This window comes from Streptomyces sp. NPDC048415 (genome assembly GCF_040651675.1).
Classification (GTDB): Bacteria; Actinomycetota; Actinomycetes; order Streptomycetales; family Streptomycetaceae; genus Streptomyces.
In genome coordinates, this window is sequence record NZ_JBEZKJ010000038.1 from 54,504 (window position 1) to 76,083 (window position 21,580).

General features: G+C 71.2%; 20 protein-coding genes and 2 pseudogenes. 11 read left to right on the plus strand and 11 right to left on the minus strand.

What is annotated here, in order from left to right; genetic code table 11:
- The first annotated feature begins 49 nt into the window (after positions 1-49).
- Complete coding sequence (locus tag AB0D27_RS24165; RefSeq protein ID WP_362512313.1) at positions 50-2,974, plus strand: glycoside hydrolase family 48 protein; 2,925 nt, start codon at positions 50-52, stop codon at positions 2,972-2,974.
- Between the two features lie 114 nt (positions 2,975-3,088).
- Positions 3,089-3,537, plus strand: a pseudogene (locus AB0D27_RS24170) (xyloglucanase); the annotation flags it as partial.
- 26 nt (positions 3,538-3,563) lie between these two features.
- Here the strand turns inward: AB0D27_RS24170 and AB0D27_RS24175 are convergent.
- On the minus strand, positions 3,564-4,508 hold the full coding sequence (locus AB0D27_RS24175; RefSeq protein ID WP_362512315.1) for a YafY family protein: 945 nt from the start codon (positions 4,506-4,508) through the stop codon (positions 3,564-3,566).
- A gap of 62 nt (positions 4,509-4,570) precedes the next feature.
- Here AB0D27_RS24175 and AB0D27_RS24180 point away from each other — a divergent pair, with 62 nt between their 5' ends.
- On the plus strand, positions 4,571-5,050 hold the full coding sequence (locus tag AB0D27_RS24180) for a hypothetical protein (RefSeq protein ID WP_362512322.1): 480 nt from the start codon (positions 4,571-4,573) through the stop codon (positions 5,048-5,050).
- The gene (locus tag AB0D27_RS24185; protein ID WP_362512325.1) at positions 5,047-5,517 is read left to right on the plus strand and encodes a hypothetical protein; all 471 of its coding nucleotides are present in this window, start codon (positions 5,047-5,049) and stop codon (positions 5,515-5,517) included. Before AB0D27_RS24180 ends, AB0D27_RS24185 begins: the two co-directional genes overlap by 4 nt.
- Here the strand turns inward: AB0D27_RS24185 and AB0D27_RS24190 are convergent.
- The 3 genes from AB0D27_RS24190 to AB0D27_RS24200 form a co-directional block, all read right to left on the minus strand.
- A complete protein-coding gene (locus tag AB0D27_RS24190) occupies positions 5,492-6,220 on the minus strand; it encodes a class I SAM-dependent methyltransferase (protein WP_362512328.1) in 729 nt (242 codons plus the stop codon). The genes AB0D27_RS24185 and AB0D27_RS24190 overlap by 26 nt on opposite strands.
- A gap of 5 nt (positions 6,221-6,225) precedes the next feature.
- Positions 6,226-6,531, minus strand: coding sequence for a 4a-hydroxytetrahydrobiopterin dehydratase (locus tag AB0D27_RS24195; RefSeq protein WP_362512330.1), 306 nt, complete (start codon positions 6,529-6,531; stop codon positions 6,226-6,228).
- A 98-nt stretch (positions 6,532-6,629) separates the two neighbouring features.
- A complete protein-coding gene (locus AB0D27_RS24200; RefSeq protein WP_362512332.1) occupies positions 6,630-7,700 on the minus strand; it encodes an ADP-ribosylglycohydrolase family protein in 1,071 nt (356 codons plus the stop codon).
- A 27-nt stretch (positions 7,701-7,727) separates the two neighbouring features.
- Here AB0D27_RS24200 and AB0D27_RS24205 point away from each other — a divergent pair, with 27 nt between their 5' ends.
- From AB0D27_RS24205 to AB0D27_RS24220, 4 genes are all read left to right on the plus strand, one after another.
- Positions 7,728-8,570, plus strand: a complete 843-nt coding sequence (locus AB0D27_RS24205; protein ID WP_362512335.1) for a helix-turn-helix transcriptional regulator — start codon at positions 7,728-7,730, stop codon at positions 8,568-8,570.
- A gap of 99 nt (positions 8,571-8,669) precedes the next feature.
- A complete protein-coding gene (locus AB0D27_RS24210) occupies positions 8,670-9,533 on the plus strand; it encodes a helix-turn-helix transcriptional regulator (RefSeq protein WP_362512337.1) in 864 nt (287 codons plus the stop codon).
- Positions 9,534-9,562: 29 nt separating this feature from the next.
- Positions 9,563-10,363 carry an SAM-dependent methyltransferase gene (locus AB0D27_RS24215; protein WP_362512340.1) on the plus strand — a complete coding sequence of 267 codons (801 nt, stop codon included), beginning with the start codon at positions 9,563-9,565 and terminating at the stop codon, positions 10,361-10,363.
- Positions 10,364-10,441: 78 nt separating this feature from the next.
- On the plus strand, positions 10,442-10,642 hold the full coding sequence (locus tag AB0D27_RS24220) for a hypothetical protein (RefSeq protein WP_362512342.1): 201 nt from the start codon (positions 10,442-10,444) through the stop codon (positions 10,640-10,642).
- Here AB0D27_RS24220 and dnaK read toward each other — a convergent pair.
- The 4 genes and pseudogenes from dnaK to AB0D27_RS24240 form a co-directional block, all read right to left on the minus strand.
- Positions 10,639-12,510: a molecular chaperone DnaK gene (gene dnaK / locus AB0D27_RS24225; RefSeq protein ID WP_362512344.1), complete on the minus strand. Its 1,872-nt coding sequence runs from the start codon at positions 12,508-12,510 to the stop codon at positions 10,639-10,641. The genes AB0D27_RS24220 and dnaK overlap by 4 nt on opposite strands.
- Before the next feature lie 134 nt (positions 12,511-12,644).
- Positions 12,645-13,070, minus strand: coding sequence for an OsmC family protein (locus AB0D27_RS24230; RefSeq protein WP_362512346.1), 426 nt, complete (start codon positions 13,068-13,070; stop codon positions 12,645-12,647).
- Between the two features lie 65 nt (positions 13,071-13,135).
- Positions 13,136-13,489 (minus strand): hypothetical protein, encoded by a 354-nt coding sequence (locus AB0D27_RS24235; protein ID WP_362512381.1) that lies wholly within the window; start codon positions 13,487-13,489, stop codon positions 13,136-13,138.
- Positions 13,490-13,525: 36 nt separating this feature from the next.
- A pseudogene (locus AB0D27_RS24240) lies at positions 13,526-13,799 on the minus strand (AAA family ATPase); the annotation flags it as partial.
- Between the two features lie 291 nt (positions 13,800-14,090).
- On the opposite strand from AB0D27_RS24240, the gene AB0D27_RS24245 reads away from it, so the two are divergent.
- On the plus strand, positions 14,091-15,713 hold the full coding sequence (locus tag AB0D27_RS24245; protein ID WP_362512349.1) for a DUF6345 domain-containing protein: 1,623 nt from the start codon (positions 14,091-14,093) through the stop codon (positions 15,711-15,713).
- A 15-nt stretch (positions 15,714-15,728) separates the two neighbouring features.
- On the opposite strand, the gene AB0D27_RS24250 is transcribed toward AB0D27_RS24245, so the two are convergent.
- Both AB0D27_RS24250 and AB0D27_RS24255 read right to left on the minus strand, forming a co-directional pair.
- Entirely contained in the window at positions 15,729-17,804 is a 2,076-nt protein-coding gene (locus AB0D27_RS24250) for an alkaline phosphatase family protein (protein ID WP_362512352.1), read from the minus strand.
- 138 nt (positions 17,805-17,942) lie between these two features.
- The gene (locus AB0D27_RS24255; RefSeq protein WP_362512354.1) at positions 17,943-18,410 is read right to left on the minus strand and encodes a hypothetical protein; all 468 of its coding nucleotides are present in this window, start codon (positions 18,408-18,410) and stop codon (positions 17,943-17,945) included.
- Positions 18,411-18,494: 84 nt separating this feature from the next.
- Here AB0D27_RS24255 and AB0D27_RS24260 point away from each other — a divergent pair, with 84 nt between their 5' ends.
- Together AB0D27_RS24260 and AB0D27_RS24265 are read left to right on the plus strand one after the other, a co-directional pair.
- Positions 18,495-19,268 (plus strand): MBL fold metallo-hydrolase, encoded by a 774-nt coding sequence (locus AB0D27_RS24260; protein WP_362512357.1) that lies wholly within the window; start codon positions 18,495-18,497, stop codon positions 19,266-19,268.
- Positions 19,269-19,911: 643 nt separating this feature from the next.
- Positions 19,912-20,550 (plus strand): VTT domain-containing protein, encoded by a 639-nt coding sequence (locus tag AB0D27_RS24265; RefSeq protein WP_362512360.1) that lies wholly within the window; start codon positions 19,912-19,914, stop codon positions 20,548-20,550.
- A 167-nt stretch (positions 20,551-20,717) separates the two neighbouring features.
- Here AB0D27_RS24265 and AB0D27_RS24270 read toward each other — a convergent pair.
- Positions 20,718-21,580 (minus strand): MBL fold metallo-hydrolase (locus tag AB0D27_RS24270; protein WP_362512363.1); only part of this gene is annotated, 863 nt, incomplete at its 5' end.

Here is a 21,580-nt window from a genome sequence, read left to right on the forward strand (position 1 = left end):
GCTTGTTGCTCCTCCCCCCATTCTCCGAGCCGCAAGGAGGAACCAGCACATGCATCCCAGCTCCGGATGGAGACGCCGCCGCACCACGCGGCGGCTGTGGACCGCTGTCGTGGCGGCCCTCGCACTCCCGCTCACGACCTTGGCGACAGGCACAACTGCCGCCCACGCGGCCGCAGTTCAGTGCAGTGTGGACTACAAGACCAACGACTGGGGCTCCGGCTTCACCGCGGACCTGACGATCACCAACCGGGGAACGGACGCCATCAACGGCTGGACCCTGACGTACGACTACACCGGCAACCAGACCCTCACCAACGGCTGGAACGGCACCTGGTCCCAGTCCGGCAAGACGGTCACCTCGAAGAACGCGTCCTGGAACGGAACGATCGCCGCAGGGGCCGCCGTCACCGCCGGCGCGCAGTTCACCTACAGCGGCACCAACACGGCCCCCGCGTCCTTCGCCGTCAACGGCACTACCTGCGCCGGCGCGCACCAGCCGCCGATCACCGTGCTGACCAGCCCCGCCGCGGGCGCCGTCTACACCCAGGGCGACGCGGTCCCGCTGGCCGCGACCGCGGCGGCCGCCGACAGCGCGACCATCAGCAAGGTCGAGTTCTACGACGACACCACGCTACTGGGCACCGACACGAGCTCCCCCTACACGCTGTCCGCCTCCGGTTTGACGGTGGGCAGTCATTCGCTGCTCGCCAAGGCATACGACAGCCTGGGCGCGTCGGCGGAGTCCACACCTGTCGGCATCACGATCGCCTCGGGTCCCGCCGTGGTCGCCTCGCCGACCCAACTCGGCGTCCAGCAGGGCAAGACGGGCATCTTCGGCGTGAAGCTGTCGACACAGCCCTCGGCGAATGTGGCGGTGAGCATCGCCCGCACGGACGGCAACACGGGCCTGTCCGTCACCGGCGGTTCGAGTCTCACCTTCACGCCGTCGAACTGGAACACGGCGCAGACGGTGACCGTCACCGCCGATGACTCGGGGACGGGAGCCGCCACCTTCACGGCATCCGCGAGCGGCCACGCCAAGGCCACGGTCACCGTGACGGAGCTGGCCGCGTCCAAGGCGTACGACGCCCGTTTCCTGGACCTCTACGGCAAGATCACCAACCCCGCGAACGGCTACTTCTCTCCCGAGGGCATCCCCTACCACTCGGTGGAGACCCTGATCGTCGAGGCGCCGGACCAGGGTCATGAGACGACGTCGGAGGCGTACAGCTATCTGATCTGGCTGCAGGCCATGTACGGGAAGGTCACCGGCGACTGGTCCAAGTTCAACGCCGCGTGGACGACCATGGAGACGTACATGATCCCCACCCATGCCGACCAGCCGACGAACTCCTTCTACAACGCCTCGAAGCCGGCCACCTACGCGCCCGAGCTGGACACGCCGAACGAGTACCCGGCGAAGCTCGACACCTCCGTCCCGGTCGGCTCGGACCCGATCGCGAGTGAGCTGAAGAGCGCGTACGGCACGGACGACGTGTACGGCATGCACTGGCTGCAGGACGTGGACAACACCTACGGCTACGGCAATGAGCCGGGCAAGTGCGAGGCGGGGCCGACCGCCACCGGCCCGTCGTACATCAACACCTTCCAGCGCGGCGCGCAGGAGTCGGTGTGGGAGACGGTGCCGCAGCCGACCTGCGACGCCTTCAAGTACGGCGGCACGAACGGCTACTTGGACCTCTTCACCGGAGACTCCTCGTACGCCAAGCAGTGGAAGTACACCGACGCGCCCGACGCCGACGCGCGGGCTGTGCAGGCCGCGTACTGGGCCGACATCTGGGCCAAGGCGCAGGGCAAGAGCGGTGACGTGTCGACGACCGTCGGCAAGGCGGCGAAGATGGGCGACTATCTGCGCTACGCCATGTACGACAAGTACTTCAAGAAAATAGGCAACTGTGTCGGCCCGTCGACCTGCGCGGCCGGCACCGGCAAGGACGCCTCCAGCTATCTGCTGTCCTGGTACTACGCCTGGGGCGGCGCCAACGACACCTCGGCGGGCTGGGCCTGGCGCATCGGCTCCAGCCACGTCCACGGCGGCTACCAGAACCCGCTGGCGGCGTACGCGCTCAGCTCGACCGCCGACCTGAAGCCCAAGTCGGCGACGGGAGCGACGGATTGGGGCACCTCCCTCACCCGGCAGCTGGAGTTCTACCGCTGGCTGCAGTCGAACGAGGGCGCCATCGCGGGCGGTGCGACCAACAGCTGGGCGGGCCGTTACGCGACGCCGCCCACCGGTACGCCGACCTTCTACGGCATGTACTACGACCAGCAGCCGGTGTACCACGACCCGCCGTCCAACCAGTGGTTCGGCTTCCAGGCGTGGTCCATGGAACGGGTCGCCGAGTACTACCAGCAGACGGGGAACGCGAGCGCGAAGGCGATCCTCGACAAGTGGGTGGCCTGGGCGCTGTCCAAGACCACGATCAACCCGGACGGCACCTACCAGATCCCCTCCACGCTCCAGTGGTCCGGCGCCCCGGACACCTGGAACGCGTCAAGTCCCGGCGCCAACAGTGGACTTCACGTCACCGTCGCCGACTACACGAACGACGTGGGCGTGGCGGCCGCGTACGCCAAGACCCTGTCGTACTACGCCGCCAAGTCCGGCAACGCGCAGGCGAAGACGACGGCGAAGGCGCTGCTGGACGGCATGTGGAGCAACTACCAGGACAGCCTGGGCATCGCCGTCCCGGAGACCCGCGCCGACTACAACCGCTTCGACGACACGGTGTACGTCCCGAGCGGCTGGAGCGGCAAGATGCCGAACGGTGACACGGTCAACTCCTCCTCGACCTTCGCCTCGCTCAGATCCTTCTACAAGAACGACCCGGCCTGGTCGAAGATCGCGAGTTATCTGGCGGGCGGGGCCGCGCCCTCCTTCACGTACCACCGGTTCTGGGCCCAGGCGGACATAGCCCTCGCCATGGGTTCGTACGCGGAGCTCCTCGAATAGTCCCCGCAGGGTCCTGCAGCAGGGCCCGAGCTCCGCGTACCGCGCCGGGCGGTCCCCTCCGCACTCGGGGGCCGCCCGGCCGTCGCGCCCTCCTCCCCAAGGAAGGACCCCACCGTGCGAAGAACCCGCATCCTCACGGCCGTACTCGCCCTCGCCGCCGTATTACTGGCCGGCACCCCGCCCGCACTGGCGGCGAGCACCCCCAAGGTCACCCTCGCCGCCGACACGTACACCTGGTAGAACGCCAGGATCGACGGCGGCGGCTTCGTCCCCGGCATCGTCTTCAACCGCTCCGAGAAGAATCTCGCCTAAGCCCGCACCGACATCGGCACGCCTACCGCTGGGTGGAGCCGAGCAAGACCTGGACGCCGCTGCTGGACTCCGTCGGCTGGAGCGAGTGGGGCCACACCGGTGTCGTGAGCCTCGCCTCGGACTCCGTCGAGCCGAACAAGGTGTACGCGGCGGTGGGCACGTACACGAACAGCTGGGACCCGGCGAACGGCGCCGTCCTCCGTTCCTCCGACCGGGACGCCAGCTGGCAGAAGGCGGACCTGCCCTTCAAGAGTTATCGCCTTTCGACAAGCGCTCTCTACGCGTATCTGCGGGCCAGCGCGGTGACGGTCGCGGCGATGCGTTCCCGCAGCTCTACAGGCTCCAGCACCTCGATCGCCGTACCGAGGCGCAGGAAGTCGTCGTGGGCCTGGTCGACGGACTCGATGGGGACGGTGGCGCGCGTCCAACCATCGGCATCTGTCCGGCCGTTGACGGCCACCGCGCGGCCCGCGGATCCGCTGAGGCGGGCTCCCCGCGCGAGCCGGACCACCGCCTCCGCCCGCCGCAGCCGGTCGTGGAAGTCCCGCTGGTACGCGGTCCAGTACGCGGCGAGGTCGAAGTCCTCGGGGCGAGCGAACTCCTCGTCATATGCCTCCAGTTCGAGGATCTGGTCGACGCGGAACGTACGCGGTCCGGGCCCCGCGACGACGTACCAGCGGCCCGCCTTGAGGACCAGGCCGTACGGCTCCAGCCGGCGCCGCACGTCGGTGGGCTCGCGCCAGCGGCGGTACAGGAGGTGCAGGACGCGGCTGTTCCAGACGGCGTCGGCGACGGCGGGCAGGTACGGGGTCTCCTCGGCGTCCGCGTACCAGCCGGGGGCGTCCAGGTGGAAGCGGCCGCTGATCCGGTCGGCGTGCCCGCGCAGCTCCTGGGGCAGGGCGGCGCGCACCTTCAGCTGGGCGGCGGCGAGGACCGAGCCGAGGCCCAGCTCGGCGGCGGGGCCGGGGGCGCCCGCGAGGAACAGGGCCTCGGCCTCGTCGGTGGTCAGGCCGGTGAGGCGGGTGCGGTAGCCGTCGAGGAGCCGGTAGCCGCCCGCGTGACCGGCGTCGCCGTACAGCGGGACGCCCGCCGCGTGCAGCGACTCGATGTCCCGGTACACCGTGCGCACCGACACCTCCAGCTCCTCGGCGAGCTGGGCGGCGGTCATGCGGCCGCGAGTCTGCAGGAGCAGGAGGATCGAGACGAGCCGGGCTGATTTCACCTCGCCAGAATCTCAGACTTCACTGACAGAAGGTGTCAGTGAAGCGGGCCTAGCTTGCCCTCATGGCCTTCACGGAGAAACTCCTGACCGTGCCGCCACCCATCGAGGTGGGCGGGCGGCGGATCAAGCGCTACCACGTCACCGCGGACCCGGCGGGCATCGCACCGGAGGTGGAGAAGGCGGCGTACGCGATGCTGCCGGAGCTGCTCCCTGAGCCGGACGGCACCCCGCCCGCGACCTTCGTCGTGCTGCACCGGGGCGGTGACGACGGCGCGTACCTCAACGCCTACAGCTGGGTGTGGGACAACGTGCTCCACTTCCGGGGAGCGTCGGCGGGCCAGCCGGTGCTCGGCTGCCCGGACCACGACCCCACCCACTTCATCAGGCCGGACCTGCCGTGGATCGGCTGTGTCTGGGAGCTGCCCCCGATCCTGCACGAACGCGATGCCTGGGTGCGGCACATGCTCGCGCCCGACGCCCCCGACCTCGACGCCTACCTGACCGATTCCCTCCCCGAGGGCACGACTGGAGACCGCCCATGAGCACCGCGCACGACTTCGACTTCTTCCACGGCGAGTGGGACGTCCTCAACCGCCGCCGCGCCGACTTCCTCGACGCCGAGAGCGGCTGGGAGGAGTTCCCTGCCACGAACCGCTGCTGGAGCCTGTTCGACGGGGCGGCGAACATCGACGAGATCGATGTGCCGGGCCAGGGCTGGAAGGGTCTTACCCTGCGGCTGTACGACCCTTCGGCCCGCGAGTGGTCGCTGAACTGGTCCTCCAGTCGCGGCGGCAGGCTGTTCCCGCCGGTGACCGGTCAATTCACGGACGAGCGCGGTGAGTTCTACGGGGACGACACGCATGACGGGAAGGACGTGCGGGTGCGGTTCCTGTGGTCGGGGATCTCTCGGACCACGGCCCGCTGGGAACAGGCCTTCTCTGTGGACGGGGAGAAGACGTGGGTGACCAACTGGGTCATGGAGTTCACTCGGAGGGCTTCGGCTTCCTGAACGCTCGCAGCGTGAACTCGGGGTCCGCCCGGGGGACTTCGGGGTCGGGCAGCGCCTCGATGCGCTCGGCGAGCGCGGTGCCGCCGGCCGGGTAGATCTCGCCGTCCCGGACGTAGCGGGCCAGGCGGCGCGGGATCCGTCCCTGGCCGTGGCCCCGGAAGCGGGCCGTCCCGCCCGGGAGCAGGCCGTGTCCGGCGGCGTACGCCGTGACGAGCGCGGCCTCGTCGGTGGCGCGCTGCTTGCGGTAGGGCTCGGCGAGTTCGTCGATGTCGCTGTCCACGTGATGACCGGCGGCCTTGTCGACGGTGGTGACGAGGACGCCGCCGGGGCGCAGGACGCGCGCGGCCTCGGCGACGACGGGCGCCGCGTCGTCCAGCAGATGCAGCAGCCAGATGACGGATACGGCATCGAACGAGCCGTCGGCGAACGGGAGCTGTCGGGAGTCGGCGAGGACGACGACACCCGGGAGGCGTGCCGCCGCCATCCGGGCCATGCCGTGCGCGGCGTCCGCCCCCGTCACCCGCAGCCCCGGCCGGCCGGCGGCCAGACGCCGCGTCACGATACCGGTGCCGCAGGCGACGTCGAGCAGGCCCCGCGCGCCCTCGGGCACCAGCCCGAGTACGGCCTCCGCAGCCGCCGCGGCCCGGCGCTCACCGCCCCGGGTGGTGTCGTACTCGTCGGCTTCCCTGTCGTAGTCCAGCACGTGGGTCAGCTTGCCCCATGCCCTGGAGCGAGTTCCTCCACCCGGCGGGCGAGCTCGAAGTCGAGAGCCGTGACGGCACCGCCGACGCTGTGGGTGTTCACCGTGAGGGTGACGGTGTTGTAGCCCAGGGTGAGGTCGGAGTGGTGGTCGAGTTCCTCCTGCGTCTGGGCGATGTGCACGACCATCGCGGTCGCCGCGAAGTGCGAGCCGAGCCGGTAGGAACGCGTGAGCCGGTCTCCGTCCACCGACCAGCCCGGCAGCTCCGCGAGCCGCTCCTCGATCTCCTTCTGCGACAGCGGTTCGACGGCCATGACCTCGCTCCTTTCGTACGGCGGGGGGTGCGGGTGAGGCTGTTCCTCAGCCTGCCACAGTCCCCCGACCCGGCGCTGTGCGCACGGCGCCGAGTCGCTCACCGCCGTACGCACTCCGCCGCGAAGTCGTCCGCGAGTGCGGCGATCTGCGCGCGCCCCTCGATCCGCTCCAGCCACTCCTGGGGGAGCCCGTGGTCGCCGTGCCGGGCACCGAGGAGGTTGCCGCAGATGGAGCCGGTGGAGTCGCTGTCGCCGGAATGGTTGACGGACAGGAGGAAGGCATCGGTGACCTTGGGGCTGGTGAGGGCGCAGTAGACGCCGATGGCCAGGGCCTCCTCGGCGATCCAGCCGGCGCCGAGGGACTCGACCTTCTCCGCGGTCGGAGCGCCATCGGCGGCCAGATCGAGGGCATGGTTCAGAGCTGCCGTGGTCTCCTCGTGGCCGGGATGGCGGGCGAGCAGCCGCAGCGTGCGCAGGACGGCGCCCTCCAGCGAGTCCCCCGCGACCAGATGGCTGACGATCGCGGCCAGGGCCCCGGCGGCGTAGTACCCCGTGGGGTGGCCGTGGGTGATCTGGGCGCACCGGGCGGCCAACTCGAACGCGTGCCGGGCCGGCGTACGCACCATGAGTCCGAACGGTGCCGAGCGCATCACCGTGCCGCAGCCCTTGGACTCCGGGTTGACGGGCCCGGGCGGACCGAGCTCCTCCCGGGGGTCGGGGACGTGGTGCTGCGCGAGCCCGGACAGACAGGCGTTGCCGGGGGCGCGGCGGGCGTACAGCCAGGACTGCGCGGCCAGTCCGCCTGTCACGGCACTGTCGGGCTGGGCCTTGTTCTGCGTCTCCAGCCACCGCTCGTACGCCTGCCGGACCAGAGCGGTCGACGCACCGCCGATACCCTTGAGCCGGGCACGCGCGTGCGCCAGCTGCAGCCCCTCCACCGTGAAGAGTGTCATCTGTGTGTCATCGCTGACACGGCCCAGGACCCCGTCGCCGTCGGGTACGAGCCCGGTCACGCCCTTCGGCCCGTGCGCGGCGCGGATCCGCTCCAGCGACGCGAACTCGACGGAGTAGCCGAGGGCGTCCCCGACCGCCCCGCCCAGCAGACAGCCCCGCACCCGCGCCCGGTAGACCGCCTCGGCCTCCCAGGACACATTCCCCGACTCGTTCACTCACGACTCCTCGACTACGGTCCCCGTATGGCCATTGTCGCGTCCGGAGCCGCCGTGCCACCAACTGCCCCCGACGGCAAGGGCATCGGCCCCCTGCTGCGCGGCTGGCGTGAGCAGCGGCGGGTCAGCCAGTTGGAGCTGGCGCTGCGGGCGGGCTCCTCGGCCCGTCACATCAGCTTCATCGAGACGGGCCGCTCCCGCCCCAGCGAGGAGATGGTGCTGCGCCTCGCCGAGCACCTCGACGTGCCCGTAAGGGAACGCAACGCGCTTCTCCTGGCAGCCGGTTACGCGCCGCACTACCCGGAGACACCGCTCGGCGACCCGTCGATGGACGCCCTGCGTGAGGGCATGGAGCGGCTGATCCAGGGCTACGAGCCGTACCCGGCACTGGTGGTCGACGCCACGTACCACGTCCTCGCCGCGAACCGGGGCATCGCCATGCTCCTGGAAGGCGTCCTGGAGTCCCTGCTCACGCCGCCGCTGAACGCCATGCGGCTCACCCTGCACCCGCAGGGCCTGGCCCCACGGATCCGCAACCACCGTGAGTGGCGCGACCACCTGCTCGCCCAGATGGACCGTCAGATCGCCCTGCACCGCTCGGAGCCGCTGCGCGCGCTGTACGAGGAGGTGGCGGCATACCCGGTTCCGGATCCGGACCCGGAACGAGCCGAGGACGGCGAACACCTCGCCCCCGCCCCCTACTTCGCGCTGCCGATGCAGATCGAGCACGAGGGCCGGCTCCTGTCGTTCATCTCGTCCATCTCGACCTTCAACACCCCGATGGACGTGACGGTCGCCGAGCTGGCCATCGAGACGTTCCTCCCGGCGGACCCGGCGACGGGCAAGTACCTTCAGTCGCTGGTGCCTTGACCGTACTGACCCCGTGGAGAGCAACCCGCGCGATCCGGTGAGGGCCGCGAGGGGACATGACACACTGCTCGGGGGCTTCGGCGCGTGGGGAGGCGTGGCGTGAGTGAGCGGCGGGCTGCGCCCACCGTGGGGCAGGTGGTGCTCGGGCGGCGGCTGCAGGAGTTGCGGGAGGCCGCGGGGCTGCGGCGCGAGGAGGCGGCCCATGTGCTGCGGGTCGCTCCGGCGACCGTGCGGCGGATGGAGATGGCCGAGGTCTCCCTCAAGATCCCGTATGTGCAGGTGCTGCTGACGACGTACGGTGTCGCCGACGACGAGGTGGCCTCGTTCGTGGCGCTGGCCGAGGAGGCGAACCAGCCGGGCTGGTGGCAGCGGTTCCACGATGTGCTGCCGGAGTGGTTCAGCCTGCACGTCAGCCTCGAGTGCGCCGCCCGGATGATCCGCTCCTACGAGCCGCACTTCGTGCCCGGGCTGCTTCAGACGGAGGAGTACGCGCGTGCCGTCCTCGAGGCCGGGACGGTCGGGCAGACGGGCCCCGAGGCGATCGAGCGGCATGTCGCGCTGCGTATGAACCGGCAGAAGCTGCTCACTCGCGAGAACCCTCCGCATCTGTGGGTGATCATGGACGAGACGGCGCTGTTGCGCCCCGTGAGCATCCACGGCGAGGTCATGCGCGACCAGATCGACCGGCTCCTCCAATGGATGGACAACGATCACATCACGCTCCAGGTCGCCGAGTTCGCGAGCGGCCCGCACCCGGGGACGTACACGTCCTTCGCGCTGTTCCGCTTCGCGGAGCCGGAACTGCCGGACATCGTCTACAGCGAGTACGTGACCGGTGCCCTCTATCTCGACGCGCGCGCCGAGGTGGCGCTGCACCTGGAGGTCCTGGACCACATGGCGGCCCACGCGGCCTCCGCCCAGCGCACCAAAACGATCCTCCAGGAGTTCCGCGAGAGCTTCTGAGACCCGACCCAACTTGGAGGAGCATCCGCATGACCGGAAGTGAAGCCGCGCCCACCCGCGTCGACACCAGTCGGCCGCATCCCGCCCGCGTCTACGACTGGTGGCTGGGCGGCAAGGACAACTACCCGGTGGACGAGGAGCTGGCCCGCAAGATCCTCGCGGCGGACGGCACGGCGGTGCGCGGCGCGCGCGCGAACCGCAGGTTCATGCACCGGGCGACCCGCGCCGCCGCCGAGTCCGGGATACGCCAGTTCCTGGACATCGGCACGGGCATCCCCACCCAGCCCAATCTGCACCAGGTGGCCCAGGGGGTCGCGCCCGAGTCCAAGGTCGTGTACGCGGACAACGACCCGATCGTGCTGCGCCATGCGGAGGCGCTGCTGCACGGCTCCGCCGAGGGCACCACGAACTACGTGCACGCCGACGTCCGTGAACCCGCCACCATCCTGCGCCTGGCAGGCGAGTCCCTGGACTTCGGGCAGCCGGTCGCCCTGTCCCTGGTCGCGCTCACGCACTATCTCGACGACAGCGCGTACGACCTGCTGGAGCGGTACGTCGAGGCGCTCGTCCCCGGCAGCCACGTGGTGCTTTCTCAGGTCACCTCCGACATCAGTCCCGAGGGCGTCGCGAAGGCCGCCGGTCTCTTCCGCCAGAGCGGCACGCCCTTCTTTCCGCGCACGCATGCCGAGTTCTCGCGGTTCTTCGACGGCCTGGAGCTTCTCGACCCCGGCGTGGTCGCGGTCTCCGAGTGGCGGCCGGAGGAAGAGGACCTGGCGGCGCAGGCGGAGGGCGTCGTCCCGGTGTACGCGGGGGTCGCGCGCAAGCTCTGACCCATACGGGTGCCGTGAGCGGGTGCGTCACATCGCTCGCCCCTGGTTTCGAGCCGGGGGCGAGCATGGAAGCGCGCCGTGACCGACGCGCGGGTACCGCCCGCGGAACCGGGCGCCGCGCTGCCGCGTGCCGGGAGGTACTTCCGGCCCGGCACGGCGACGCCCGACCCGCACAATGTCCGGCTGAACGGCGGCCGCGAGGCGGACTCCTTCCACCGGGACCGGGACCGCTGGAGCCACGACAAGGCCGTGAAGCCGCGCCTACTGTCGGGCGTCTAGGCGGCGCCGCCCTTGGAGTCCCTGTCCTCGTCGACGATCTCCGCGTCCACCACGCCCTCCTCGTCGCTCGGGGTCTGCTCGGTGGGCGGCTGGTCCTGCGGGGGTGTCTGCTGCTGGGCCTGGGCGTACATGGCCTGGCCCATCTGCTGGCTGACGGTGGCCAGCTTCTCGATGGCGGTGCGCAGAGCGGCCGTGTCGGTGGCGGAGTCCTCCAGGAGCCGCTTCAGGTCGGTGGCCGCCGACTCGACCTCCGTCTTCGTGTCTGCGGGGATGCGTTCGCCGTTGTCGCGGACGAACTTCTCGGTCTGATAGACGAGTTGCTCACCCTGATTGCGGGTCTCGGCGGCCTCGCGGCGCGCCCGGTCCTCCTCGGCGTACTGCTCGGCCTCGCGCATCATGCGGTCGATGTCGTCCTTGGGCAGCGCGGAGCCGCCGGTGACGGTCATCTTCTGCTCGCGCCCGGTGGCGAGGTCCTTCGCGGAGACGTGCATGATGCCGTTGGCGTCGATGTCGAACGCGACCTCGACCTGCGGGACCCCGCGCGGCGCGGGCGGCAGCCCGGTGAGGTCGAAGACGCCGAGCTTCTTGTTGTACGCGGCGATCTCCCGTTCGCCCTGGTAGACCTGGATGCCCACGGACGGCTGATTGTCCGCGGCCGTGGTGAAGATCTCCGAACGCCGGGTCGGAATCGTGGTGTTGCGCTCGATGAGCTTCGTCATGATGCCACCCTTGGTCTCGATGCCCAGGGACAGCGGAGTGACGTCGAGGAGGAGGACGTCCTTGACGTCGCCGCGGATGACACCCGCCTGGAGCGCCGCGCCGACGGCCACGACCTCGTCCGGGTTGACGCCCTTGTGCGGGTCCTTGCCGGTCAGTTCCTTCACGAGGTCGGTGACGGCGGGCATCCGGGTGGAGCCGCCGACCAGGATGACGTGGTCGACGGCGGACAGCTTCACACCGGCGTCCTTGACCGCCTGGTGGAAGGGGGTCCTGCAGCGGTCGAGCAAGTCGGCGGTCAGCTCCTGGAACTGAGCGCGCGTCAGCTTCTCGTCGAGATGCAGCGGGCCTTCGGCGGTGGCGGTGATGTACGGCAGGTTGATGGTGGTCTCGGAGGAGCTGGACAGCTCGATCTTGGCCTTCTCCGCCCCCTCGCGCAGCCGCTGCAGCGCCATCTTGTCGTGACCGAGATCGATGCCGTACGAGGCCTTGAAGCGCTGGGCGAGATGCTCGACGACCCGCTGGTCCCAGTCGTCGCCGCCCAGCCGGGTGTCGCCGTTGGTGGCCTTGACCTCGATGACGCCGTCGCCGATCTCCAGGAGCGAGACGTCGAAGGTGCCGCCGCCGAGGTCGAAGACGAGGACGGTCTGCTCCTCGCCGCGGTCGAGCCCGTAGGCGAGGGCGGCGGCCGTCGGCTCGTTGATGATCCGCAGGACCTTCAGGCCCGCGATCTCGCCGGCCTCCTTGGTGGCCTGGCGCTGGGCGTCGTCGAAGTAGGCGGGCACCGTGATCACGGCATCCGTGACGTCCTCGCCGAGATACGCCTCGGCGTCCCGCTTCAGCTTCTGCAGCACGCGTGCGGACAGCTCCTGCGCGCGATAGCGGGTGCCGTCGATGTCGCCCGTCTCGGGGAAGCGCCAGCTCGCGTCGCCCATGTGGCGCTTCACCGAGCGCGCCGTGCGCTCCACGTTCGTCACCGCCTGCCGCTTGGCGACCTCGCCGACGAGGACCTCGCCGTTCTTGGCGAAGGCCACCACGGAGGGCGTGGTGCGCGCACCCTCGGCATTGGCGACGACGGTGGGGTCGCCGCCCTCCAGGACAGCCACCACCGAGTTCGTCGTACCGAGATCGATCCCGACCGCACGTGCCATGTCCGTCCCCTTCCGCCTGCGCTCTGCCCGTATCCAGCACAAAACTTGAGTGGGCTCTTGTCAATGCCGCGTACCCCGAAAACACCGATGCCGCGCCCTGGTATCGGGACGCGGCATCGCCGTACACATGCGCGTCAGGCCAGCTTGGCCGACAGCGTGATCGTCGTGCCGGTCAGCGCCTGGCTGACCGGGCAGTTCTTCTTGGCGTCCTCGGCCGCCGCGACGAAGCCGTCGTTGTCGAGGCCCGGCACCGTGCCCTCGACGGTGAGGTGAATGCCGGTGATGCCCTCGCCGGGCTGGAAGGTGACGTCGGCGTTGGTGACCAGCTTGCTGGGCGGCGTGCCGGCGCCCGCGAGGGCGTGCGACAGCGCCATGGAGAAGCAGCTGGAGTGGGCGGCGGCGATCAGCTCCTCGGGGCTGGTCCTGCCGTTCGCGTCCTGGGCCCGCGACGCCCACGTCACCGGCTGCTGGCCGATGCCGGAGGAGTCGAAGGTGACGACGCCGTTGCCCTCGAGCAGGTTGCCTTCCCACACGGTGTGTGCGGTGCGCGTGGTTGCCACGATGAGTCCTTTCGGGTGTGATCCCGTTTTCGGGGTCCGTACCCACCATCGGATCACATCTGGGCTCAACGCACGTGAAAGACCGGCCCACGAGGAGTGAACGGCAGCCGTGCGGACTGCGGGATCAGGTACGCGTGCTCGCGCCGCACCCGCAGTACATCGCAGTAACCGTCCGTGATCACCAGGACGGGCGCGCCGGGCGGGAAGTCGGCGGCGCGGTGCAGCAGGTCGATGCCGGGCTGCAGGACCGTACCGCCGCGGCCGTGCACCCGGAGGCGGCCGGCGATCTCCGTGACCGGGAGATAGCCCGCGTCGTGCGGGGCGGCGTCGCAGAAGACGACGCGGGCGGCCGGTACGTCACGGGCCTCGGCGTAGGAGGCGATGGCGCCCAGCGCCTTGCCGAGCAGAGTGCGGTCCATGGAGGCGGAGGTGTCGAGGACGACGCCGAAGGTGCAGCGGGCGATCTCCTCGGGCGGGAAGTAGCGGCCCGCGCGCGGGATGTCGGGGGTGGCCGCCTGCCTGCGCGCCGGACGCGCCGATGAGGTCCTCGGGGGCGAGCTGGGTACCGAGCAGGCTCACACACTCCAGGCCCAGCGACTCGGCGAACTCCCGTACCAGGGAGGACTTTCCGATGCCGGGGGCGCCCCAGATGAAGACCGGCCGCACCGTCGCGAGACCGAGCAGCAGTTCCGGGATGCGGGCGGGAGTGACGGTGACGGCTGCCTGCACGCAGGAGCTCCTTGAGAGTGTTCGAGTGGGGCGCGCAGGTGTGCGACGTCCGGTGCGAACAGTGTGGGTGGCCGAGTCCGTCCCCCGCAGCCGATTTTCCGGCGTGCGGCGCTCCCCTCGTGCCGCCGGAGCCGCTGTTCCCAAGCGGCCGGTGGGGCTCGGCGGCATGCCCGGGACGCGGCCGTGATGGCCGGTATCCGCGCTGGGCAAACCCCCGTGGCGGTGACACGTTGAGGCCCCCTCGCCCCTCTGGAACGAGCGCGGCGAAGTGAACCAGCAGGGAGTTTGACCATGCGCATGATCTATTCGGACCGCGGCCCTTCGCCGCTCGATTCCGGCAAGCCGGGCGCGGCCGATCGCGACTCCACATTCGGCTGGTGGGGTGCGTTCAGCATCCAGAAGTTCGTGAACCAGAACCCGCTCTCCCACACGCACGAGGACGCCACGGGCTGGCTCGCCTATCTCCAGCAGTTCTACGACCGGAACTTCTGGTTCGCGGACGGCGGCGCGCAGGTGTGGGCGTACGAGGAGACGTACGACAACTGGCAGGACCGCTACGGCGTGGACGCCGTAGTAGCCGTCTACCACTCCGGGCACGGCGGCATGGACGGCAACGGGGTGTTCTTCGCGCCGCTCGGCGCGGTCTGGGACGGTCGCAGCGACGCCATCTCCAACCGGATGGGGTTCGGCAACGAGAAGGCGAACTACGTCTTCTGGTCCACCTGCAACTCGGTGCGCGTCCTCGACGGGCACACCCCCGTCCGCACCTGGGCGGGACCCAACCTCGGCTCCCGGATGATCTTCGGCTTCGAGTCGACGAGCATCGACAGCCCGGACTACGGCAAGAAGTTCTGGGAGAAGTGGCGCGCGGGGCAGACGTTCACCGACGCCTGGCTGAACGCGTCGTGGGACATCTACCAGGGGCAGGCGCCCTCGGTGTGCGCGACCGGTCCGACCCAGGCCGAGGCCACCAACCGCCTCAACTCCGAGCGGAACTTCGTCCGCGAGCACGTCTCCGACGCCTGGTACGCCTGGCGCTGGTACTACGCCCGCAGCAGTCTGCGCCAGCCGGCGACCGCCGTACCTGAGCAGACCGTCCAGCTCGCGCCGCGCGATCCGGGCGCGGAGCTGACGAAGCTCGGGCAGCTGGCGGGCTTCCCGTCGGCGGCGCTCCAGGAGGTGCAGGTCGAGCGGCAGGGTGTGCTGAGCGCCAACTCCGGTGACCGGTACGTCTCGACCGCGCCGCTCGCCGCGCGCTGGGTCAAGCTCGCCGAGGCCAACCACCGCAACACCGAGCGGCTGGACACCGACCGGGCCGTGGAGTTGGCGCGCGCCTTCGCCCAACAGCACACTGGCGGAGCCGAGTTGATCCTCGACGGGGTGCACGACCTGTGGCAGAACTCCGGCAGCAAGAACGGCTCACGGCTCGGCGAACCCGTCTCGCTCCAGACCCATGTGACCTTCCGTCAGGCCTTCGACGGCGTGCCCGTCATCACGCCCGGGCGCGGCGAGATCCGCGTGGCGCTCGACAACGACGGCACGGTTGTGCAGGCGCACCTGTCGACGAGGGAGGCGGCGGGTTCGACGCGTACACCGAGTTCGGTGGTCGCGCCGCCGTCCGGTCAGGGGCAGCGGGCGGCGGCGGCACCGCGCCCGCGCGACCCGGCCGAGTCGCTGGCGGCGGCCCAGCTCAGGCTGATCCAGCACCTCGCCGTGGTGGGCTCCGACGAGGAGCGCTCCGCCGCGGACATCCACCGGCAGCTGGAGATCCGGGATGTGCCGGGCACCCTCGAGGTCGGTTACGAGATCGAGGGCAATGAGGCGTTCCCGGCGGCCCGCAAGCTGATCGAGATCGGGCAGCGGGACAGCCTCTTCAAGACGCGGCGCTGGGTGGTCGCACCGCTGGCCCGGTGAACCTGGGCCGGTCCGTCAGGCGGCACGCTCGTTCGGGCGTGCCGCCAGCGGTACTTGGGGGCCGTCGCACTCGCGCAGCCACCGCCGCATTACGCGGTGCAGGTGCTCGGCGCCGACGAGTTCGGTGGCGTCCCCGAGCGGAGCGGACAGCGCCACCGGCGAGAGCAGGAAGGGCCGGCCCTGGGCTCCACCGAGTCCGCCGTGCGAGCCGATCTGCTCCTCGAAGGCGAGGACTTCACCCTCGACGGGGTCGTACCAGGAGTTGACCATGATGTCGGCGGTGTGCGGGAAGGAGTGCGTGCGCCGTACGGCGTCGGCCGCGCCGGGACCGAAGTCGGCGAGCGGGCCCGGGTGTTCGTCGTCGAGCTCGTCCACCGGCATCTCGGACCCGTGCGCGCCGACCACGAGCCCGCCGTGCTCCTCGCTGCGCACCAGCACGAAGCCGACGCCGGGATGGTTGGCGAGCGTGGACAGCAGCGCGGGATGCCGACGGTCGATCTCCTCACGGCTCATCCGGTGCGGTACGTCGGGGAAGGAGATCAGGCCGAGGTTGCCGGAGGCCAGCACGATCGGCTCGGAGCGGCGCCGCGAGGGCAGGTGACCCTCGCCGCTCTCCTCGACCGGCCTGCGCAGCGCGGCCCGTACGGCGGCCCGCGCCTCGGCACCGCTGTGCGTACGCTGCGCCTTGCGCGGCACGGGCAGCCCGCAGCCCGCCCGGACGAGATTGCCGAGGGTGAGCCCGTAACGGGTCAGGAAGGTCTCGCCCGGGCTCTGGCCATGGTCGGACAGGACGACGATCCGGTACGGCCGTGGGGCGTGCTCGGCGACCTTCGCGATCAGCGCGAGCGACCGGTCGAGCCGTTCCAGGACCTTCTCGGCGTCCCGGCCGCGCGGCCCGGAGTGGTGGGCCACCTCGTCGTACGCCACCAGGTCCGCGTAGACCGCGTTGCGCCCGGCGAGCATGTCGCCGATGACCGCGGCGACGACGACGTCCCGCTCGACGACGGTCGCGAAGGCGCGGATGAACGGATACAGCCCGCCGCGCCCCACCCGCGGGCGGCGCTTGGCGAACCGGGCCCGGGTGGACTGGCCGATCTCGCGGAGTACTTCGGCGACGAAGGACATGGCGGTACGGACGGCGTTGGCGGGGTCTGAGAAGTACGCGAAGTAGCCGGCCCGCGAGCGGTTCTCCCTGCCTCTCCTCGCCGACACGGACAGGACGAGCGCCAGTTGGTCGGCGCCGCCGCTGAACAGGTTGCCGCGGCTGGCGCCGTCGACGGTGAGCAGTCCCCCGTCGCCGGTGTACCGAATGGCCCGGCGCTGGAGTTCGGCGGCGCTGGTGGGCCGGTTGCACACCATGACCTCATGGCTGTCCTTCTCGTACCACCGGAAGGCCGGGACGTCGTGGTTGCTGCCGTGCAGTATGCCGAGCTGGCTGGCGCCGGTCTGGCTCGACCAGTCGGTGCGCCAGGGGGTGAGGCGGTGGGTGGGCCGGGGGCCGCCGAGCCACGCCGCGAGGGTGGGCATGAGCCCCTTGGCGACGGCTGCCTCGAGGACGTCGTGGCCCACGCCGTCGAGCTGGAGGAAGACGGCGCCGTGGGTCGAGGGGCCGGCCTGTCCGGCGGCACGTCTGCGGCGGCGGTCGGCGAGGCGGTACAGCCTGCGCCGGTAGGCGTCGTCGTCCCGTACGGCGAGGGCACCGCCCGTTGCCGAGGCGACGGCGGACATCACGGCGGCGACGACCACCGCGGTCTCGGGGGCGGCCTCTCCGCGCCCGGAGGGGTTGATGCGCAGGGCGATCAGCAGCAGGGATCCGTTGAGGAAGAAGACGAGCAGCCCGAGCACGAGGGCCGGTACGAGGAGCAGCGCCCTGACGAGCAGGGGCCACACGAGCGAGGACAGCAGACCGAAGACGCCCGCGCCGGCCGCTGCGGTGACGGCGATGCGGGTGGCGCTGTCCCCGGTGTCCGACTCCAACTGGAAGTCCGGCAGCGCTCCGGCGAGGACCAGCATCGTGACGGTGGAGACGCCCCACACCGCGATGCTTCGCCACACTCCGCTGAGGACCCGCCGCCAACGTCCTCCACCCACGCCCAGTCCACCTCACGTCCCGGCCCGCCCCGACCGCGAGGCCTGCTCCACCCTGTCACAACGTGCGGGAGGGGCCGGGTGTCCCCGAGTTCCCCGGGGCGCTTGGCGCTCGTCCTGGACCGCCGGACCCGCCGAGAGTCAGCGGCCGTCGTAGCCTGCCGTCGGCATCGACAGGCGGCGGTGGACCCGGGCCTTCATCTGGGCGTCGTACGACGGTTCCGCGCGGCCGACCGTCTCGACGCGTACGCCGCGGCGTAGGCACTCGGCGGTGAACTCGTCGACCGAGGCGAGGGCACGCTCCAGCACACGCCGGCTGGGCGCCACGAACAGGTCGACGAGGCCGGCCTCGACGTCCGCCCACAAGGTGCGGTGGTCGGGGCGCAGACCGCGTACGAGGAGTTCCCGGGTGACCACGTAGCCGCGCTCGGCGGCCCAGCGGGCGCACATCGCGTGCTGGCTGCGGGAGTCGACCAGGAAGGGATCGGAGTCGAGCTCCTCCAGAGGTGTCAGGCTCGCGATCGCCGTGACACGGAGCGACGACGGGCCGCTCCGCTCGAGCGAGCACTTGAGGGCCTGCGTGCCGAAAGCACCGCGCGCGTCTCCCATGGCGTCCCCCTCACCTCCGGGTTTCGCCGCCGACCCTACTCCTGCCCGTAGGCTCGGGGGGAGTCGCGCGAAGGAGGCAAAGAGGTGCCGGTGGAGATCACCTGGTGGGGGCACGCCACCTGCACACTGGAGGACTCCGGAACGCGCGTGCTCACCGACCCTCTCTTCGCGCGCCGGCTCGCGCACCTGCGGCGCAGGCGCGGGGCGCCGCCCCCGCCCGCGGCGGCGGTCGCCGACGTGGCGCTCGTCTCCCATCTGCACGCCGACCATCTGCATCTGCCCTCGCTGGCGCGGCTCGCTCCGGGCACGCGGCTGCTCGTACCGAAGGGCGCGCCGCGCGCGGTGCCCGGGCTGCGCCGGCTGAACCATCTGCTGCTGACCGAGGTGGCGCCCGGCGACCGGGCCCAGGTCGGTGACCTGGTCGTACGCACCGTGCCGGCGCGGCACGACGGGCGGCGGCTGCCCGTCGGACCACACCGCTCGCCCGCCGTCGGGTACGTGGTCGAGGGCGAGGCGCGCACGTACTTCGCCGGGGACACGGGGCTGTTCGCGTCCATGGCCGAGGAGGTCGGACCGGTCGACGTGGCGCTGCTGCCGGTGGGCGGCTGGGGGCCGTACCTCGGCGAGGGACACCTCGACGCGGCGCGGGCGGCTCAGGCGCTCGCGGGGTTGATGCCGCGCAGCGCTGTGCCGGTGCACTACGGCACGTACTGGCCGATCGGAATGGACGCCGTGCGCCCCCACGAATTCCACGCGCCGGGCGAGGAGTTCGTACGCCTCGCCGCCGAACACGCGCCCCACGTCACGGTCCACCGGCTGGGCCACGGCGAGAGCGTACGCCCGGAGGTCGCCCGGTGACGCTACGGCCGAAGCCGGCACGGACGCTACTGCCGCACGGCACGGCGCCCGGCGAGCGGGTATGGCCGGAGGCCACGCGGACGGTACTGCCGCACGGCACGGTGCCCGGCGAGCGGATATGGCCGGAGGCCACGCGGACGGTACTGCCGCACGGCACGGCGCCTGACGAACACGGACGGCCGGAGACGGCACGGACGGTCCCGCCGAGCCCGGCGGGCGTCGAACGCACGCGGCCAGACGCCGCCCGGACAGTCCCGCCGCAGGCCCCGACGACCGGCGAGCACGGGCGGCCGCAGACGACACGGACGGTCCCGCCGAGCCCGGCGCGCGCCGAACGCACGCGGCCAGACGCCGCCCGGACAGTCCCGCCGCAGGCCCCGACGACCGGCGAGCACGGGCGGCCGGGGGCCGCCCGGACGCTCCTGCCGCGAGCCCCGGCACTCGGCGAACACATACGGCCGCAGATCGCACGGACAGTCCCGCCGCAAGCCCCGGCGTCCGGCGAACGCGGGCGGCCGGACGCCGCCCGGACAGTCCCGCCGCAGGCCCCGGCATCCGGCGAACGCGCACGGCCGCAGGTCGCCCGGGCTGTCCCGCCGCGCGGCACGGCGCTCCGTGAGCGCGGGGCGCCGGAGGTCGGCCGGTGAGGATTCTGTCAGCGGCGTTTCTGTCTGCCACGGCCACGACCGTGCCGCCGGAGTCCACTCAGCAGGCGATTGGGTATCCCTCACTCTTCCTGCTGGTGCTGATCGGTTCGCTGGTGCCGGTGGTGCCGACGGGGGCGCTGGTGAGTTCGGCGGCCGTGGTCGCCTTTCACCAGACGGCGCCGTTCGCACTGCTGCTGGTCTTCGCGGTCGCCTCGTGCGCGGCGTTCCTCGGTGACGTCGCGCTCTACTGGCTCGGGCGGCGCGGGATGCGTTCCAAGAACGGCTCCCGCTGGTTGCGGGCCATCCGCGAGCGCGCCCCGGAGGACCGCCTCGCCCAGGCCCAGGAGAAACTGAGCGACCACGGCATCGCCGTGCTCGTCGTGTCCCGGCTCGTCCCGGCCGGCCGTATCCCGGTCATGTTGGCCTGCCTGATGGCACGGATGCCCCTGCGCAGCTTCGCCCGCGGCGACGTCCCCGCCTGCCTGGCCTGGGCGGCCACCTACCAGGTCATCGGAATCCTCGGGGGCTCGCTCTTCAATGAGCCCTGGGAAGGAGTGGTGGCGGCGGTGGTGCTGACCCTGGTCGTCAGCCTGTCGCCCAGCGTGTGGCGCCGGATGCGCGGACCCACCGCGTAGGACCTGGCCGGTCGATCACGGTGGAGGAAAGCAGCGGCTTCTTCTCGGTACCCGTGAGCGGGGTGATCGGGGTGCCCCACACAAGCGAAGCCGAGTCTGGGGGAGTGCGTGCCAGACCCCGCGTCTCCGCCGTGATCGGCCGGACAGGTCCTGAACACCGCCGGGACCTAACCCAGCACCCGCGAACCTCCCACCGGCAAATCCCACAGGTTCTCCCGGGCCAGCCCCGCCCGTTCCCAGGCCGCCCTTGCACGGGTCAGGGGTTCGAGGACGGGCTCGGCGGCGAGGACGAAGGTGCCCCAGTGCATGGGGGCCATGCGGTGGGCGCCGAGGTCGACGGCGGCCTGGACCGCCTCCTCCGGGTCGCAGTGCACGTCGCTGAGCCACCAACGGGGGTCGTAGGCGCCGATGGGCAGGAGGGCGAGGTCGATGCCCGGGTAGTGGCTGCCGATGCGGGTGAACCAGTGGCCGTACCCCGTGTCGCCCGCGAAGTACACGCGCTGTGCGTCGGGCGCCGTCAGGACCCAGCCGCCCCACAGTGAGCGGCAGGTGTCGGTGAGGCTGCGCTTGGACCAGTGGTGGGCGGGGACGAAGTCGAAGCGGACGCCGCCCAGTTCGGCCGCCTCCCACCAGTCCAGCTCGGTGACCTGGGTGAACCGGCGGCGCCTGAACCAGCCTCCGAGCCCGGCCGGCACGAACATCGGTGTGTCGCGCGGGAGTCGGCGCAGGGTCGGCGCGTCCAGGTGGTCGTAGTGGTTGTGGCTGATGACCACCGCGTCGACGCGCGGCAGCGCGCTCCAGGCCACGCCGACCGGCGTGATCCGGGCCGGGGTGCCGAAGATCCTTCGCGACCAGACGGGGTCGGTGAGAACGGTGAGCCCGCCGATACGGATCACCCAACTCGCGTGCCCCGCCCAGGAGACGGCGACCGTGCGGGCGTCGACCCGGGGCACATGGCATCGGGCATGGCCACGGCCTCGTACGAGCTGCGGTTCGACTCCGGGCGAATCTGCCTGGACCTGACGGCGAC